This is a genomic window from Shewanella sp. SR44-4 (genome assembly GCF_014163715.1).
Lineage (GTDB): Bacteria > Pseudomonadota > Gammaproteobacteria > Enterobacterales > Shewanellaceae > Shewanella.
On the sequence record NZ_JACJDU010000003.1, the window covers coordinates 1 to 16,662 of the forward strand.

Genomic DNA, 16,662 nt, shown 5'->3' on the forward strand with positions numbered 1-16,662 from the left:
TAAATAGTTAGATAAATAGTTAGATAAATAGATAAATAGATAAATAGATAAGCATCTACGTTTTTAAATAAATCCTAACGCGCGTGACAATCAACAGTTTCAATACTGCTTATTTCATCATCCATACAGAAATGTGGGCAACCCAACACGCGGCCATGTTTCTCGATAGCTTCAATTAGTGTTTGTTGTATATCGTCAAGGTAGGCTTTAAGTCGTTCTAAAGGTGGCCTGGTTAGCGAAAAAGGTGTTCATTTTCGGCTTTTTTATCTCCAATCCGTCGAGGATGGCCTCAGTAACATGTTCTGATTTAGATTTGAAAAAATAGTAGCAGCCCTTCTTGACGCCGGCTCGCTCACATATAGCATCAATAGTGAGAGTGCCATAGCTGCTCTGCCACATTAAATCTAATATTGCTTGTAGCAAACGTTCTTTGCCATCACTTTTGGCCCATTTCCAGTACCTATCAATACGTTGACATTATTGACGTTAACATTATTGACGTTGACATTGACATTATTGAAATTGACTATTATCTATTCGTCTCGATACGCTAATTGGGGCTAACTAATTTAACTTAATCATCAGAAACCAAAAACAATATAGTAGCCCCTATTATCCCGGCTAATAATGAACCGAAAAGGATACCCAGCTTAGCTTGTTCGATTAAAGCGGGCTGCCCCTCAAATGCTAAGGCTGATATAAACAATGACATTGTAAAGCCTACACCCGCTAAAAATCCGATACCTATGATATGAGGGAATGTCACCCCATTAGGTAACCTTACCGCACCCACTTTTAACCCTAACCAAGCAAAAAGGCTAATACCAATGCCTTTTCCCAACACCAATGCGAGTATTATTGCTAGTGTGACCACAGTATCTTTAAATTCAGGAATCATTGTGGGTAACATTACACCTGCGTTCAAAAAAGCAAACAAAGGTAAAATAATAAGGCTAACGGGTTTGTCTAGCGTATAGCCCCAACGTAATATCGGCGCTGTACTTTGCTTGGCAATATCTTCGGCCTTTACAGCAAGTGCGTGTTGTTTTTCATTCTCAAGGATAGGAGTGTCTACACTGTCTACGTCCTTAAATTCTTGAATGACATTTTGCATTTTACGACGAAACCAAATTTTATTGGTATAAGGACGCGTCGGTACCATCATTGCAGCTAAAAGACCGGCCGTGGTTGCATGTACGCCTGATTGAAGAATAAACCACCAAAGAAAAAAACCGCCCATTAAATAGAAAATAGGTTTTCTTATGCCCAGAATGTTGATAAAAAATAACACTAATAACGTCAGAGCAGCCCACAATAATGACAGAACTTCGATTTGTTCAGTATAAAATAATCCAATAACAGCAACGGCTCCCATGTCATCTACAATGGCTAAACCCGTAAGAATAATGTAAGCAGCCCGAGGTGCTTTAGCGCCTAACAGTGTTAAAATACCTATAGCAAATGCCGTGTCTGTGGCCATAGGAACACCCCAACCTTGATACGCATTGGACGAGTCACTAATCCAAATAATGCTTGAATATATCAGTGCTGGGAGCACCATGCCCCCTAATGCCATAACAATAACTAATGCAGCATCTTTTAAATCGCTAAGAGCGCCGACCAAACATTCATATTTTATTTCTAATCCTAAAATGAAAAAAAACAACACCATCAAGCCATCATTGATCCAATAATGTAAGGAATGACTTATTGACCAATCGCCAAGAGAAATAGTTAATTTAAGTGTACTGAGTGCTTCATAACTGTGTTGCCATCCTAAGTTAACCATAAGAATTGCGGCTATTGCCGAAACAAGTAACACGATTCCAGCTACGATCTGGCTATCGATGAATGACTCCACAGGTAATGAAAACTTAAGAAAACCACGCTCTAACGGAGCATGATCACGATTCTCTTCCTTTATTTCGTAACCCATAACTTGTCTCCATCACGTTATTGCATGATTTTTTAACCGAAGAATGTATCCAGAACCCTTTAAAATCAATACATTAAACATCGAGTAAATACGATACCATCTTTGCTAACAAAACGGCTTTATATCCTGTCAATCGCGCTGAAATTTAATGCAAACCTAGCATCACGTTTGCCAAACCAGCGGAGCTAAGCGATTAACATTGCTGATAAACTGTCAAGACACGCCTGAGAATATGACTGTAATCGGTTTAATCAACTGACTATGTATTCTGGTCTGTTTCGGTATATTTACCATCACTATGATTGCAACATACACGGTTATATTGTTAGTGTGGTAACCCGCTATGACATAAATATCGAACAATTAACGGAGCGAAACTAATGGGATCTAACAATACTGATCAACATAAACACAGTATCGCGACTTTTGCAGCCTTGAAAACCGCCATTGCAAATGATGAAGAGCAGTTAGTAAAGGAATTATTGGCAGATGAACCGATGCAAGAGCTTGAGAAAAGCTACCTCCTTGACCTAGCCCATCTAAACAATAATCGTACTATCATAAAATTACTTGAAGATATTCCTGAAAAATAGCTAAACAAAGAAATATAGTGTGTTGATGTCCTCTCTATTTAGCTAGCCATTTTCCCTTAAGAGAATCGCCGCTTATAGCGGCGAATAAATACTTATCTAAGCGATACATAAAAACCATTGTTCACAAATGACTATATACTTTCCTCTTCTCTTTTTTCTATAGTAGCGCTTAATTTTTGATATACACCAAGTGCGACAATTAAGATAGCTGATACCATAATAAGTAAGGCTGGATAGAGCAAAAGGCTAAGGTCTTTCGTTCCTGCTTTAAATATAAAAACCAGTCCTTCAATGCTGACTGCTATAGTAATAATGACAATAATTTTTGTAATTGTTCGTCTTGCCTCTTTGGGATCTCGCAGCTCTTTGTCCTTAAAAACCTCTTCTTCCATCATATACTGTGCTACATCAATAATGGCTGCTGCAATAATGATAGCAGCGACAGATTGAAGCATTAATGGAATAAATCCAGAGTCATACTGTATGCCAGAAATGACCTCATAAATGGACCACAGCATAATTATCAAAGATAAGATGATAAGCACTACAGCTGCGAACAAATGAACTCCAGCGAAAATCTTATTAAACAGTTTTTTCATATTTTTTCCCTCTAAGAATTTATCAACCAACGTGGCCCATTCAGCTATTAATGTGTACACACATTTGAAGCGAAGGTGTTCATCCAATATTGATACTTGCTTGTATCATTTAATGCATAAACTCATTAATGATTGGCCGCCATAATGTAGGGATACTATTAACTCGAGTTTCTATTATGTAGCATGCTTATTTGAATCTTGACGTCGCAGACTTAAATGCCGAACCAAGCGAATCCCAGGCGCTGTCAATACCGACTTTTATGTCTTCCCAAGCATCGTCACCGGCCTTTTTAAGCTCAGTAAGCTTTTTATTGGCAGTGTCCTTCATAGACTGAAGTTGCTCTATTTGTTTGTAGTATTCAAGCTGCTCATCAGCTGCGGCCGCATCAGCTTTTGCTTTAAGTTTGTCGATATCAGCGCTCCACTCGTCGAGCTGCGCTTGCAATTTCTTTTCGTATGCTTGTTTCTTACTCATAATGATTGTCCTTTTAAATACATTGGATACGCTATACATTTTAAGTGTTTCTAGTTTATTTGAATCACTGGGCCTCAGCATATTTGATTATTTACCGGCATAAATTTACCAGCCTAAATTTACGTTACCACGCAAGGCGGCATATTGCTCACTTCTGCCTCATTATTGCTTGTCATGTAATATCGTTATGAAGATATGTTAATGGATCTATTTGCTACCTTTGCTCGTAAAAAAGCCTGCGATTAAAAAATTTAAGCTGTTATATGAGATACATGAGATACATGATGGTTATTTATCAAGGCAATTGAGCACTGCGCAGTATCGAAATACAGTAGCTAGAAACAAACTAACATGAATAAATCATACTAGAGGTATATTGGTTTGATTTATTTAGCATTAATATCAATGAATTATAACCATAAAGCTAATGAGTCATTTACAAGCAAAAACACACTCAGATGAAATAATTTATGGCCTAGATATCATATAATGCAAATTGACGAACAATATCCCAGATGTAGCGTTAATTGGTGAAGCAGCCAATTTTGATTGATAAGGTTGCACTAGTTAGTGTTAAGGACTTTTAATGCATTTTACCAAAGAGCGCTTAGACGCGCTTGAAAAACACACCCGTAGCCATTTAATCAATTCACTGTCAGGATTTAAAAGCGCTAATTTAATAGGTACACAAGATTTACAGGGCAACACTAATTTGTCGATTGTCAGTTCGGTTATTCACCTAGGTGCCAATCCGCCGCTGGTTGGTATGATAATCCGCCCTCACAGTGTGCCGCGTCATACCTTTGAAAATATTTTACAAACCGGCTTGTATACCATTAATCAAGTCAATCAATCTATTTATGAGCAAGCTCATCAAACATCTGCTCGATATGATAAAGATGAATCAGAGTTTGAAGCGACGGGATTAACGCCTGAATATCTATCAGACTTTAGCGCGCCTTTTGTAAAAGAAAGCCGCCTAAAATATTCAGTTAAGCTAGTAGAGCATCAACATTTAGCTATCAATGGTACCGAGTTTGTTATTGGTGAAATAGTTGACGTGTATGTAGACGATGATGCGGTTCAAACTGATGGGTTTATAGATTTACACACTATTGATACGGTAGCGATTAGCGGGCTCGATTGTTACTACACAGGCAATAAACTGGCTCGTTTGCCTTATGCTAAAAAATAGCGGTGACATAATTTTATCGTGCTTAAGCTAATTTATAGCATGTGCGGCTGCATAAAATAGCCAGAATACGAGCCGTATTTGATAAATCCCATTTAACTAAATGGGATTTATCAATATCAACGTATTTTACTTTTTAGTTAAAAAGCGTTCTTTAACGGCTTCTGCCATTAAATTGGGTGGAATTAAGCCTTGCTCTAACACAAAGTTATTAAATGCCAAGCGATCAAACTTATCGCCTAGGGCTATTTCGACGTCGGCCCTGATCTCCAATAATCGTGATAAGCCATAAAAGTAACTGCCAGCCTGACCAGGCATTCTCATGGTGTATCGATCCACTTCTTGTTTCACTGCCGCTTCTGAAAATACCACGTCATTGCGTAACAATGCATAGGCGTTTTCTTTTGTTGTTAGACCTAGGTTCAACATCGGATCTAACATGGCGCGAGCATTACGTAATAGTCGATGCTGAAGCGCTATAAGCTGTGCTTCAATAGGAAGGTATGGCAACATTTCAGCTTCGGCATACAGTGCCCAACCTTCAACGTTTACGCTGTTAAAAGCATAATAAACACGTGCGAGTGACACGCCCTGCTCCAACATGACCGCAAATTGTAATTCATGCCCAGGTCTGCCTTCATGAGCACTTAATGTATAAGCAACGGCATTAAAATTAAAGTCATCGTAAGCAGCATCCCCGGTTAATGCAGGGTTACCGGTTGTCAGTACAAATTGCCCTTGTTCACCCGTATTACCAATAAACGGTGGCGGTAACATATGAGGCGCTGGACTGCCCGCAGCCTCTGCTTCGCTGGCCAATCGCATAATCATGTCGCGCTCAGGTAAATTGACCACTTTTTTCTGAGTGATTAACGCTTCAAGTTTTTTATTAATGGCTCGATAATGATCTTCAATCTTATCGTTGTCTAAAGAGTCTTTTTTAAGTGCTTTTATCACATCGCGATAATCACTTGATGGCATATTAAACTTTTGCGCAACCAACGGCGCTAACGCCTGCATGTTGGCTTTGGTTATCATATAGCTTGCTTTCGCGCGTTCAATTAACAACTCAGGTTCGATATCAATGCCAACTGTTTTGAGTTTTAAAGCGTAAATTTCTGACGGTAAGCGGAAGTCATCTCGGCTAGTTGGAATAACGGTTTTTTCTGCCCACTGACGGTAATCTGCAATTTGCTGCTTTAGTAGCGACAAATTCTCATCGGCTTTTATGAATTCATTTTTCTCAAACAACTGCTGCAAACCTTGCAATAAGGTATCGGTTCTTGCCAGTGCTTGGTTTACTTCTTCTTTTGTTGGCCCCATTAATTTTTTGTTGGCTAATGCGGCTTCATACAAGGTTTTTGCTTGTTCAGTTAACGCAGGTTGACCCGTTTTACCGACATAACACGCTAAACGAGTATTAGCCGCTTGTTTACGTGTATCTGACATTTGATCATCTAATAATGCCGACACGCCTCTAAATATAATTAACGGCACGTCCACCCAAGGCAACATGTATTTGTCTTCTAATTTACCCGAGGCAATGGTCTGATCAATATTGTTGATAATAATGTTGAGGTCTTGACGAACCTGCAATGATTTTTCAGTTTTAAGCGCTTGTAACAACGTCTTTTTACTGGTTTCAAGAGTACGAATATACTTATCTTGTTGTGCCTTAGTAATGCTGCTGCATTGACTATCGGTTTCAGTAATGCCAATTGAACTTGCCATTTCAGGTTGAAATTGACTCGTTACCTGAATTTGTTTGTTGGTGTATGCATTACTGACATCAACCCAGGATTCCGCTGATGATGTCAACGGAATAAGAGCAAGTAGTGGAATCACAGACGTGAGTATTTTGCCTGACATCGGCTTAGTCCTTTTTTTATTATGAAGTGATTACTATAACCGAATAAAGATCTAAAGTGATGAGCGCTGAATTAACTAATCTGTAACGAATAGTGATCAACAAATCAGGTTATAAAGTAAACCCTTTTAAAGTAATGATTAGAAAAACAGTCAGTGCATGAGTTACATCTGTATTGTTACTTCGCAGCCAATAAAAAACCGCAGCGATTGACGCTGCGGCTTGTTCTATCGAGAATATAATCGATTTTAGCGGATGATATAATTGCTCAATTAAAAAGCAAAGTCTTCGCTATCAAGTGCCATCATAGAATCGACACCATTGGCAATACATGCCGCATGGCCTTTAGCCCTTGGCAGCATGCGCTGCATAAAGAACTGAGCTGTTTTAATTTTAGCCTCATAGAACGCTGGCTCGGTGGTGCCTGCAGCCAATTTATCTTGCGCCACTTTCGCCATTTTCGCCCAGAAGAAAGCGAGTGTGACGTAACCGGCATACATCAAGTAATCCACAGACGCCCCGCCGATTTCATCCGGGTTTTTCATCGCCTTGCCACCAATTAACACGGTCAGTTCATGCCACTCTTTGGCATAAGCCATAATCGGTTTAATAAACTCAGCCATGGCTGGGTTATCCATGTTTTGTTGGCAGAATACGGTAACGTCTTTAGAGAAAGGCTTTAATACTTCACCCTGAGTACCAATAATTTTACGCGCCAGTAAGTCTAATGCCTGAATACCGGTAGTACCTTCATATAAACAGCTAATCTTGGTATCGCGCATTAACTGTTCCATGCCCCACTCTTTGATAAAGCCATGACCACCAAAAATCTGCACACCGTGGCTGGTACATTCAAAACCCAGCTCTGAAAGGAATGCTTTAGCAATCGGCGTTAATAAGGCTAACTTTGTTTCAGCATCAGCTTTAATGGCTTCGTCTTTTTCGGCATGGCCAATATCAACTAGCTGGGCAAGATACGAAATTAACGCACGGCCACCTTCAGCAATCGATTTCTGAGTTAACAGCATTCTGCGAACATCTGGATGAACAATGATTGGGTCAGCTGGGCCGTTAGGATTTTTAACCCCGCTGATTGAACGCATTTGTAGACGATCTTTTGCGTATGCCAAAGCCCCCTGGAATGACGCTTCAGCAGCCGCAACACCTTCACTAGCAACGCCAATACGGGCAGCATTCATAAAGGTGAACATGCACTTAAGGCCGCGATTCGGTTCACCAATCAAATGTCCTGTAGCGTCGTCGAAATTAATCACACAGGTCGCGTTACCATTAATGCCCATTTTGTGTTCAATAGAACCACAACTCACGCCGTTTCTATCTGAAATGGTGCCATCTTCATTAACGTTGAATTTAGGTACGATAAATAACGAGATACCTTTATTACCTTCTGGCGCACCAGGAATACGGGCAATAACGATATGGACAATGTTGTCAGAAAGATCATGCTCGCCAGCTGAGATAAAGATTTTAGTGCCGCTTAATGAATAACGTCCATCGGCCTGTAACTCAGCCTTGGTGCGCAACATACCTAAATCGGTACCACAATGCGGCTCAGTTAAACACATTGTGCCAGTCCACTTACCTTCAACTAACTTTGGCATAAATTGTTGTTTTTGAGATTCTGTGCCGTGTGCTTCAATGGTGGCTAAAGCGCCATGACTTAGCCCTGGATACATGGCAAAGCTATGGTTAGCACTGGAAAACATCTCAGCAATACTGATATTTAATGAATGCGGTAATCCTTGGCCACCAAACTCTTCAGACTGAGATAACGTTGGCCAACCACCTTCTACATATTGAGCGTACGCCTCTTTAAAACCATCTGGTGTGGTCACCACACCGTCGTTCCATGTACAACCTTGCTGATCGCCTATTTGGTTTAATGGTGCCACAACCTGTTCGGTTAATTTTGCCGCTTCAGCAATAATCGCATCAACCATATCGATACTGGCATCTTGGTAACCCAAACGCTGATAGTGCCCTTCACAATCTAGCAGTTCTTGCATAACAAATTTTACGTCACGAATGGGGGCTTTATATTCAGGCATTGTTACTCTCCATGTCATTATCAATCTATATCTAGTTAGTGATTATTTGGATGAATTTTTCCATGCAAATAATATTTGTTACTACCGATGCTAAGTTAACTACAAGTATTATCCAAATGCATAATAATTATATGTATACATTCGTTTGAATTATAGTTTGTCGGTATTGTTAGACTTTCAGCAACCACTTCGCAACAAAACCGCCTCAGCCCTCGACGATTATTCATCCTACGCATAACTAAAAACACTCAGACGGTGAAATTCCTCAGTGCATTATTCGTTATATGAATAGTTGCTTATCAAAATAATTGATTTGTTTAATTATAAAACACCCCCTAGCATGATTTGGCGGTTAATTGTTCACTAAAGTGGTAATGACGTATTTTCAGGATAATTTTTCAACATAGAAAATTAAGCTGATTGATCCCCCCTTGATGTTATTGAATAACGCTAATTTTACAACGCTATATATTTACAGGTTACAAATAAGAACGCTTAAGCGTCATACATATCTTTTGTAAATCAATGTATTGGCAAGCTTGTTTAATAACGATTAGTCATCGTCTGGGGAAATAAATGAATAATAATAAATCAACATATTTTAAGCATTCTTTACTCGCATTTGCGATTATGGGAGTAATGAGCTCAGCTGCAAATGCTGAAGATGAAAAACCAAAAGCACAAAAAAGTGCAGACGATATAGAAAGAATCGTCGTAACGGCATCTAAACGTGCCAAAGGATTACAGGAATCTCCTGTGGCCATTACGGTAGTGAGTAGCAAAGCAATAGAGCAAGCTAAAGTAATGGACATAACAGACTTACAAACTCTGGTACCAACTCTACGCGTCACCCCACTACAACGTTCAACTAACACCAACTTCTCAATTCGTGGCTTTGGTAATGGCACCAACAATACGGGTATTGAGCCTTCTGTTGGGGTATTTATCGATGGTGTGTATCGCTCTCGTGCGGCATCTCAAATAGGTGACTTACCAAGACTGCAGCAAATTGAAGTGCTAAGTGGACCACAAAGTACCTTGTTTGGTAAAAATGCTTCTGCTGGGGTCATTAGCGTCACCACGCGAGAACCCGCTTATTATCAAGAAGGTAAAATTGAAGTTGGCGTAGGTAATTTCAACCAAAAAGAAATTAAAGGTTATTACACCAATGGCATAACCGATAATTTAGCATTTAGTGTTTCTGGTGGATTGAACAAACGAGATGGTTACACTGAAAGTGTGGTGGGATTAGACGATATTAACGACCGTGACCGTTGGAATATTCGAGGTCAGGCACTGTACGAACCAACTGAAGACGTAAAACTTCGATTAATTGCTGACTATAGTAAAATTGAAGAAGCATGCTGTACCGTAGAGAATTCAATTAATGGCCCTACTACTGGCGCTGTGCGTGCGCTCGGGGGCATGGACCTTGATGAAACAGATTCATTTGCTTATCAATCTACTCTTAATTCTAATCCCGATAACAACGTCAAAGATGGTGGAGTATCACTGCAGCTAGATGTTGATTTTGATGGTTATTCATTTACCTCAATCAGTGCATTTCGTACCAACGATTCTGATTTTATGAATGATGTCGATTACACTTCTCTCGATATTTTGAACGAAGGCGGCTACACCGATATCGAAACAATTACCCAAGAGTTTCGCTTAACCTCTACCGGTGAACGTCAGCTCGAATGGATGTTTGGCGCATTCATTTTTCATGAAGAAGTGACCACTGGCGATACCTTGTATTATGGTAACGACATTAGAAATTACTTTGATGTGTTGATGGCTGCTGGTGGTGCTCCGGGTTTATTAGCGGGTGTTGAAGGAGTATATGGCTTGGATCCCGGCACATTTTTCTCAGGTGACTCGGCAGTAAGTTCTGAGTTTGAACAAGAAAATGATGCTTACTCGATATTTGCCAGTTTTGATTACCATATCAGCGACGATTTTACCGCCATATTTGGCGTGAGTTACACCAATGACCAAAAAGAAATCAACATCACTCAACAACATTCCGATGTCCTTTCTGCACTCGATTTAGACACAGTACCAACATTGTATGGCGTGCCTATTGGCAGTATTCCTCAGTTGGCACCTGCGGTACCAGTGATTAAAAGTTTGCAGTTTTTACCCCCTATGCTGGGGTTGCCAAATGCTGTTGAAAACAATCAATCAGATGATAGTAAAACCACGTGGTCACTACGCTTAGCTTACGAAATTAATGACAATGTCAATATATTCGCTACAGCAGCAACAGGTTTTAAAGCAACGTCTTGGAACTTATCGCGTTATTCAAGCCCTTTCGCAGCGGATCAATCTGCATTAGAAACGGCAGGCTTAGCACTTCCCAATCAGGTTTATGGCGGCCGTTATGCCTCACCTGAAGAAGCAATGGTGTACGAGCTGGGCATTAAGACTCAATACGAACACGGATCATTTAGCGCAACCATATTTGATCAAACCATTGAAGGGTTTCAGTCATCTATTTTCATTGGCACAGGTTATGTACTGGCTAATGCGGGTAAACAAAGTACCCAAGGTATTGAGTTCGACTCTAATTATAACCTCACTGAAGATTGGTCATTTACCTTAGCGGGTACCTTCCTCGACCCTGTTTACGACTCGTTTGTTGGTGCATCAGGTTTAAACGGACCGGTTGATTTATCTGGCGAGAAACCGGCTGGTATTCATGAAGTTAGTATCACTGCCGGTATTGTGTATAACTTTGAAGTATTTAATGGTGCCGATGGCTATGTTCGTACCGATTACCTTTTCGAAAGTGATACTAAGCTGGCTGAAAACACCCCTGAATCATTATCTCGCGAGGTAAACACCTTCAACGCAAGTACGGGACTGGCATTTGATAATGGCGTCAGTTTACAGCTTTGGGTGCGTAACTTAACCAATGATGAATATCTGTTGTCGGCATTCCCACCTCCAATTCAAGCGGGCAGTTTTAATGGTTATCCAAATCAACCACGTACCTTTGGAGCCAATATTTCGTACCAATTTTAACTAGCTAAACAGTCTGCAGTGACGGTAATAGCGCTTTACTGCCACTGTAGGATTTTTTATTAACATCAAGATTAAGCAACTGATTTATATCGCTAATAACGCTATAAACTCACTATCAATAAAACAATAAGAGTGTCCTATATGTCTATAGAATCAATATTAAAAAACCGTTACTCAGCACGCGCCTTTCTCGACAAACCGGTTGCCAAGGAAACCTTGGATTTGATTTTTGCCCATGCACAGCTTTCTCCTTCCAATTGTAATGTGCAGCCATGGCAAACTTGTGTGGTTTCGGGTCAGACAAAAGACACATTGAAACAAAAGTTTATGGAAACACTCATGAGCGGCGCCTCGCCAAATCCTGACTTTAATTGGCTACCGCAATATCAAGGTATTCATCGTGATCGTCAATTTGGCTCAGCGAATGCGTTGTATAGTGCAATCGGTGTAGCACGAGAAGACAAAAAAGCCCGTCAAATGGCGATGGTACGTAACTGGCAGTTCTTTGATGCGCCACATGCGGTGTTTTTCACTATGGATAAATACTTAGACATTATGGGCGCTGTTGATTTAGGTATATATGCTCAAACACTGTCATTGATTATGGCAGATCACGGCATATCAAATTGCATGCAAGGTGCATTAGGGCAATTCCCCGACCCAGTAAGAGAAATATTAAACCTCCCTGCCGAGCGCGGTATTTTATTTGGGATGTCTTTTGGTTACGCCGATGACAGTGCAGCGGTAAACAATACCCGTACCGATCGTGAATCCATTGAAAACGCTGTGGCATTTTTCGATTAACCAGTCATGACTAATGAGATTGAATATGAAACTAGAGCATAAAAATATTTTAGTGGATAACGTCAATATTCATTACGTTGAATCAGGGCAATCTACTGAAGCAAATAACGTATCTGCTGTAGCTGACATCACTGTGCTCAAAGCGACAATAATTTTTTTGCATGGATTTCCTGAGTATTGGGGCACATGGTCAGCTCAACTGAGTTTTTTCTCACCACATTATCGTGTTATCGCACCTGACTTACCGGGATACAACTTAAGCGACAAACCCGACGATGTTAGTTTTTATGCGGTACCCAATCTTATCGGCTTTATGGCCAAGTTTATTGCTGCAATTAGCCCTACTCAGCCTGTTATTTTAGTCGCCCATGATTGGGGCGGTGCTATTGCTTGGCCATTAGCAGCGTTTCATGCTCAGTTAATCAGTAAGCTGATAATTGTTAATGCGGCTCACCCAAGTACCTTCACTCGAGAAATGATTAACAATCCACTACAACGCAAAAAAAGTGCTTATATACATCAATTAATCAGCGCATCGGGGGAGTCATTATTAACGCAAGATGATTATCGCTATTTAAGCGAAGACATCATGGTTAGTACCAACCCAAGCGTGTTTACCGCCGCTGTAAAAGCGCAATATAATCAAGTGTGGAGCCAAGCAGGCGCAATTAATGGCATGTTGCAATATTATCGCGCTATGCCACAACTGGCAGAAAATGACACAGATAATCAACGTTGCAATTCAACAACGGCATCATCCCTAGACACAACATCGACTCAAAATGACACAACTAAATCGAGTCCCGTTAAACAAGCATCGCAGCTTAAAGTACCCAATATACGGATCAATGTTCCCACATTGATTTTATGGGGCGAACAAGACCTTGCCTTCGTTAATGAAAATCTCGATGACATTCATCACTATGTGCATAACTGCACCATAAAGCGTTTTCAAGACACCAGTCATTGGCTACAACATGAAAGGCCAGACGAAGTGAATGTCGCCATTAATAATTTTATAAACGATTAATATCAATTTAAATACATTTAAAAGTATTTAAAAACAAAAGGTTAATTGCATCCTTAGTTAAAGGCTCGTTGTAAAACAAACTCAATATAGTGCGCTAAATAACAAACAAAATAATAATAACGATAAAGGGATTTTATGACGACATTAACATCACAAGTTCAGCCGACACTTGTATTTGAAGTGGCTAAAAATGACTTGTCACAAACACGTGTTGTTGAGCTGAATATTGAGCAGCCATTGGCTGACAATGAAGTATTGCTTAAGGTGAGTAAGTTCGCGTTAACCGCAAATAACATCAGCTATGGCATCACTGGGGATACATTAGGTTATTGGCAATTCTTTCCTGTTAACAATGTCCCTTCAGATACAGCTTCAAATTCGATTACGTCTACAACGCATACTGCTCAACAAACTCAATGGGGACGATTACCTGTCATGGGGTTTGCCGATGTGGTGTCGTCAAATAACAAAGATATCAACGTCGGTGAACGAGTGTGGGGATTTATGCCAATGGCGACCCATCTCAAAATCATTGCTGGTAAAGTTAACCCAAGCGGGTTTTCAGATATCAATCCATGCAGAGAAGGCTTATCTCCGGTTTATGCGCGCTTTGATCGTGTTACGGCCAATCCTTTTTATCAGCTAAAAAATGAAGACTACGACATCTTATTACGCGGACTGTTCACCACATCTTGGTTAGTGGATGACTTTATGTTCGACAATAATTATTTCGATGCCACGCAATATCTGATTACCAGTGCATCCAGTAAAACCAGTATCGCCCTCGCCTTTGCCATCAAGCAAAGAGGCCAACGTAGCACGGTTGGCATTACCTCAATGGCCAATCTCAGTTTTGTTGAATCATTAGGTTGTTACGATGTCGTTATTAGCTATAACGACATCACCACCCTAGATGCCAATGTGGCATCCATCTTAGTGGACATGGCCGGTGGTAAAAACACCTTAGCCGCCATTCATCACCACTTTACCCAACAACTGCGCTATTCATGCCGGATCGGTGCAACCCATCATGGCGATATTGACTTAACAGACACACAAAGTGATGGTCTGCTACCAGGTGCACCTCCAACATTCTTCTTTGCACCAACACAATTGAAAAAACGCAGTCTTGAATGGGGGGTTGGCGAAACCATGAAACAAATGAATCAATCGTTACTCCGTTATATAGACTTTTGTAGATCCATTATCACCATTTCCCACACCCATGATCTTCACCACGTTAATGATATTTACCAACAGGTTTTAGCCGGAACAGCTGATGCATCTGTTGGACAAATCATATCGTTAGACCCAAATACACTCAAACCAAGTAAGCAATAGGCAAACTCTCAATCAACAAGCTCGTGTTTAAAAAATAAAAATGGACGTTATCGGCCCAATAAAGGTCATATCTGAATGAGGTTATTATGGAAGATATTGAATTAGTGACATTTGTTAATTCGCAAGTTATCCCAGTGTGCATCTTTTTAATTATGATGGGCATGGGGCTATCTTTAGTGACAGACGATTTTAAACGCGTGCTTAAATACCCTAAAGCAGTTGCAATTGGATTAACTAACCAGCTACTTTTGTTACCTATTATTGGCTTTGCATTAGCCAATATCATGCCATTAGAACCAGAATACGCAGTAGGAGTCATGTTACTGGTACTGTGTCCAGGTGGCACAACATCCAATATGTTTTCTCATTTAGCGAAAGGTGATGTGGCACTGTCGGTCACCATGACGGCGGTGGCCAGTTTAATTACCGTGTTTACTATTCCCGTGGTGCTTAATTACTCATTAATTCACTTCATGGGGCAAGGCAATGAATTCCAGTTACCAATACTGGCAACCATGTTTAGCTTAATGAAGCTGACCATTGTGCCTATTTTGCTGGGCATGTTGATCAGACGTTACGCTCCCAAAATTGCTGAAAGTATTCAAGTCCATGTATCACGCTTTGGCATATTGTTTCTGACGTTGTTAATTATATTTTTAACGTATATTCAGCAAGATATCGTTATTCCTGCACTTATCGCCGCAGGACCGGTATCGATTATTCTTAATATTTCAACCATGCTATTAGGATATTATTCAAGTAAATGGTTTGGATTAAATCTTGCTCAAAGAACGTCCATTACCATTGAAGTCGGCCTACAAAACAGTACCTTATCCATGTTTATGGCGTTAACATTGTTGGCTAATTACAAGATGTCATTCACGCCGGCGATTTACACCCTCACAATGCTCTTTACCGCAGGGATTCTAGCGGGTATGTTAAATTCCAAGTATTTTAAATCGAAAAATAATGGCGAAGTGGTTGCCGATAACGCCTAGACGAAACTAATAATTAAAATAACAAAGGTAAACAATGGAACTGATCACCGTAGTAATTGAAAACAATGTGCATGTTATTACCCTTAGCAATGGCAAAGTTAACGCAATATCGCCTGAAGTCATCGCCCAAATCAACAGTGCATTGGACCATGCAGAGCAGCAAAATGCAGTGGTCATAATAACTGGCCAACCCGGAATTCTATCTGGCGGCTATGACCTTAAAACCATGAAGCAAAGCGCTGAAGCGGCAATTGCTTTGGTCACTGCAGGCTCAACGTTAGCCCGCAGAATGCTCGCATTCCCAACGCCTATTATCGGTGCCTGTTCAGGCCATGCCATCGCCAAAGGCGCATTTTTACTACTCAGCTGCGACTACCGTATTGGCAGCGCAGGTCCGTTTAAAATTGGCCTTAACGAAGTGGCTATTGGCATGACTATGCATCAGGCAGGCATTGAAATCGCGCGTAATCGTATTCCGCAAAATTATCTGTCGCGCGCGGTAATCAATGCTGAGTTATTTACACCAGAACAAGCAGTAATGGCAGGTTTTCTCGATCAAGTGGTTGAGCCAGAACAACTCATGGACACTGCACATGCCGTGGCTAAACACATGCAAACGCTGAATATGGCTGCGCATTTAGGCACCAAATTAAAAGAGCGTAAGACTATTCTCGCCTCATTGGATGCAGCCATCGAGCAAGATAAGCAAATTTCATTGAAATTATAAGGAT

General features: G+C 40.5%; 14 protein-coding genes. 8 read left to right on the top strand and 6 right to left on the bottom strand.

Going from position 1 to position 16,662, the window contains the following annotated elements:
- Positions 1-207 precede the first annotated feature (207 nt).
- Together H5125_RS22435 and nhaA are read right to left on the bottom strand one after the other, a co-directional pair.
- On the bottom strand, positions 208-423 hold the full coding sequence (locus H5125_RS22435; protein WP_157822837.1) for a TetR/AcrR family transcriptional regulator: 216 nt from the start codon (positions 421-423) through the stop codon (positions 208-210).
- 151 nt (positions 424-574) lie between these two features.
- The gene (gene nhaA / locus H5125_RS02285; RefSeq protein ID WP_182743420.1) at positions 575-1,936 is read right to left on the bottom strand and encodes a Na+/H+ antiporter NhaA; all 1,362 of its coding nucleotides are present in this window, start codon (positions 1,934-1,936) and stop codon (positions 575-577) included.
- A gap of 380 nt (positions 1,937-2,316) precedes the next feature.
- Between nhaA and H5125_RS02290 the strand changes: the two genes are divergently transcribed.
- Positions 2,317-2,529: a hypothetical protein gene (locus tag H5125_RS02290; protein WP_011637494.1), complete on the top strand. Its 213-nt coding sequence runs from the start codon at positions 2,317-2,319 to the stop codon at positions 2,527-2,529.
- Between the two features lie 131 nt (positions 2,530-2,660).
- Here H5125_RS02290 and H5125_RS02295 read toward each other — a convergent pair whose 3' ends face one another.
- Positions 2,661-3,128 carry a hypothetical protein gene (locus H5125_RS02295; RefSeq protein ID WP_162023135.1) on the bottom strand — a complete coding sequence of 156 codons (468 nt, stop codon included), beginning with the start codon at positions 3,126-3,128 and terminating at the stop codon, positions 2,661-2,663.
- 187 nt (positions 3,129-3,315) lie between these two features.
- Positions 3,316-3,603, bottom strand: coding sequence for a coiled coil domain-containing protein (locus H5125_RS02300; protein WP_162023137.1), 288 nt, complete (start codon positions 3,601-3,603; stop codon positions 3,316-3,318).
- Positions 3,604-4,189: 586 nt separating this feature from the next.
- Here H5125_RS02300 and H5125_RS02305 point away from each other — a divergent pair.
- Entirely contained in the window at positions 4,190-4,798 is a 609-nt protein-coding gene (locus tag H5125_RS02305; protein ID WP_101088256.1) for a flavin reductase family protein, read from the top strand.
- A 126-nt stretch (positions 4,799-4,924) separates the two neighbouring features.
- Here the strand turns inward: H5125_RS02305 and H5125_RS02310 are convergent, their stop codons facing one another.
- Positions 4,925-6,664: a DUF885 domain-containing protein gene (locus tag H5125_RS02310; protein WP_182743421.1), complete on the bottom strand. Its 1,740-nt coding sequence runs from the start codon at positions 6,662-6,664 to the stop codon at positions 4,925-4,927.
- 270 nt (positions 6,665-6,934) lie between these two features.
- Positions 6,935-8,731 carry an acyl-CoA dehydrogenase C-terminal domain-containing protein gene (locus H5125_RS02315; RefSeq protein ID WP_182743422.1) on the bottom strand — a complete coding sequence of 599 codons (1,797 nt, stop codon included), beginning with the start codon at positions 8,729-8,731 and terminating at the stop codon, positions 6,935-6,937.
- Positions 8,732-9,307: 576 nt separating this feature from the next.
- On the opposite strand from H5125_RS02315, the gene H5125_RS02320 reads away from it, so the two are divergent.
- The 6 genes from H5125_RS02320 (at position 9,308) to H5125_RS02345 (ending at position 16,658) form a co-directional block, all read left to right on the top strand.
- Positions 9,308-11,758 (top strand): TonB-dependent receptor, encoded by a 2,451-nt coding sequence (locus H5125_RS02320; protein WP_182743423.1) that lies wholly within the window; start codon positions 9,308-9,310, stop codon positions 11,756-11,758.
- A gap of 141 nt (positions 11,759-11,899) precedes the next feature.
- Complete coding sequence (locus H5125_RS02325; protein ID WP_182743424.1) at positions 11,900-12,562, top strand: nitroreductase; 663 nt, start codon at positions 11,900-11,902, stop codon at positions 12,560-12,562.
- A gap of 25 nt (positions 12,563-12,587) precedes the next feature.
- Entirely contained in the window at positions 12,588-13,592 is a 1,005-nt protein-coding gene (locus H5125_RS02330) for an alpha/beta fold hydrolase (protein ID WP_259395376.1), read from the top strand.
- Between the two features lie 135 nt (positions 13,593-13,727).
- Positions 13,728-14,933 carry a DUF2855 family protein gene (locus tag H5125_RS02335; RefSeq protein WP_182743426.1) on the top strand — a complete coding sequence of 402 codons (1,206 nt, stop codon included), beginning with the start codon at positions 13,728-13,730 and terminating at the stop codon, positions 14,931-14,933.
- 86 nt (positions 14,934-15,019) lie between these two features.
- The gene (locus H5125_RS02340) at positions 15,020-15,931 is read left to right on the top strand and encodes a bile acid:sodium symporter family protein (RefSeq protein ID WP_182743427.1); all 912 of its coding nucleotides are present in this window, start codon (positions 15,020-15,022) and stop codon (positions 15,929-15,931) included.
- A 34-nt stretch (positions 15,932-15,965) separates the two neighbouring features.
- Complete coding sequence (locus tag H5125_RS02345; RefSeq protein WP_162023146.1) at positions 15,966-16,658, top strand: crotonase/enoyl-CoA hydratase family protein; 693 nt, start codon at positions 15,966-15,968, stop codon at positions 16,656-16,658.
- The last annotated feature ends 4 nt before the right edge of the window (positions 16,659-16,662 follow it).

Bases quoted from the DNA above. Each gene is read 5' to 3' on its own strand.
- nhaA (WP_182743420.1), bottom strand. From the start codon at position 1,936: ATGGGTTACGAAATAAAGGAAGAGAATCGTGATCATGCTCCGTTAGAG.
- H5125_RS02290 (WP_011637494.1), top strand. From the start codon at position 2,317: ATGGGATCTAACAATACTGATCAACATAAACACAGTATCGCGACTTTT.
- H5125_RS02295 (WP_162023135.1), bottom strand. From the start codon at position 3,128: ATGAAAAAACTGTTTAATAAGATTTTCGCTGGAGTTCATTTGTTCGCA.
- H5125_RS02300 (WP_162023137.1), bottom strand. From the start codon at position 3,603: ATGAGTAAGAAACAAGCATACGAAAAGAAATTGCAAGCGCAGCTCGAC.
- H5125_RS02305 (WP_101088256.1), top strand. From the start codon at position 4,190: ATGCATTTTACCAAAGAGCGCTTAGACGCGCTTGAAAAACACACCCGT.
- H5125_RS02310 (WP_182743421.1), bottom strand. From the start codon at position 6,664: ATGTCAGGCAAAATACTCACGTCTGTGATTCCACTACTTGCTCTTATT.
- H5125_RS02315 (WP_182743422.1), bottom strand. From the start codon at position 8,731: ATGCCTGAATATAAAGCCCCCATTCGTGACGTAAAATTTGTTATGCAA.
- H5125_RS02320 (WP_182743423.1), top strand. From the start codon at position 9,308: ATGAATAATAATAAATCAACATATTTTAAGCATTCTTTACTCGCATTT.
- H5125_RS02325 (WP_182743424.1), top strand. From the start codon at position 11,900: ATGTCTATAGAATCAATATTAAAAAACCGTTACTCAGCACGCGCCTTT.
- H5125_RS02330 (WP_259395376.1), top strand. From the start codon at position 12,588: ATGAAACTAGAGCATAAAAATATTTTAGTGGATAACGTCAATATTCAT.
- H5125_RS02335 (WP_182743426.1), top strand. From the start codon at position 13,728: ATGACGACATTAACATCACAAGTTCAGCCGACACTTGTATTTGAAGTG.
- H5125_RS02340 (WP_182743427.1), top strand. From the start codon at position 15,020: ATGGAAGATATTGAATTAGTGACATTTGTTAATTCGCAAGTTATCCCA.
- H5125_RS02345 (WP_162023146.1), top strand. From the start codon at position 15,966: ATGGAACTGATCACCGTAGTAATTGAAAACAATGTGCATGTTATTACC.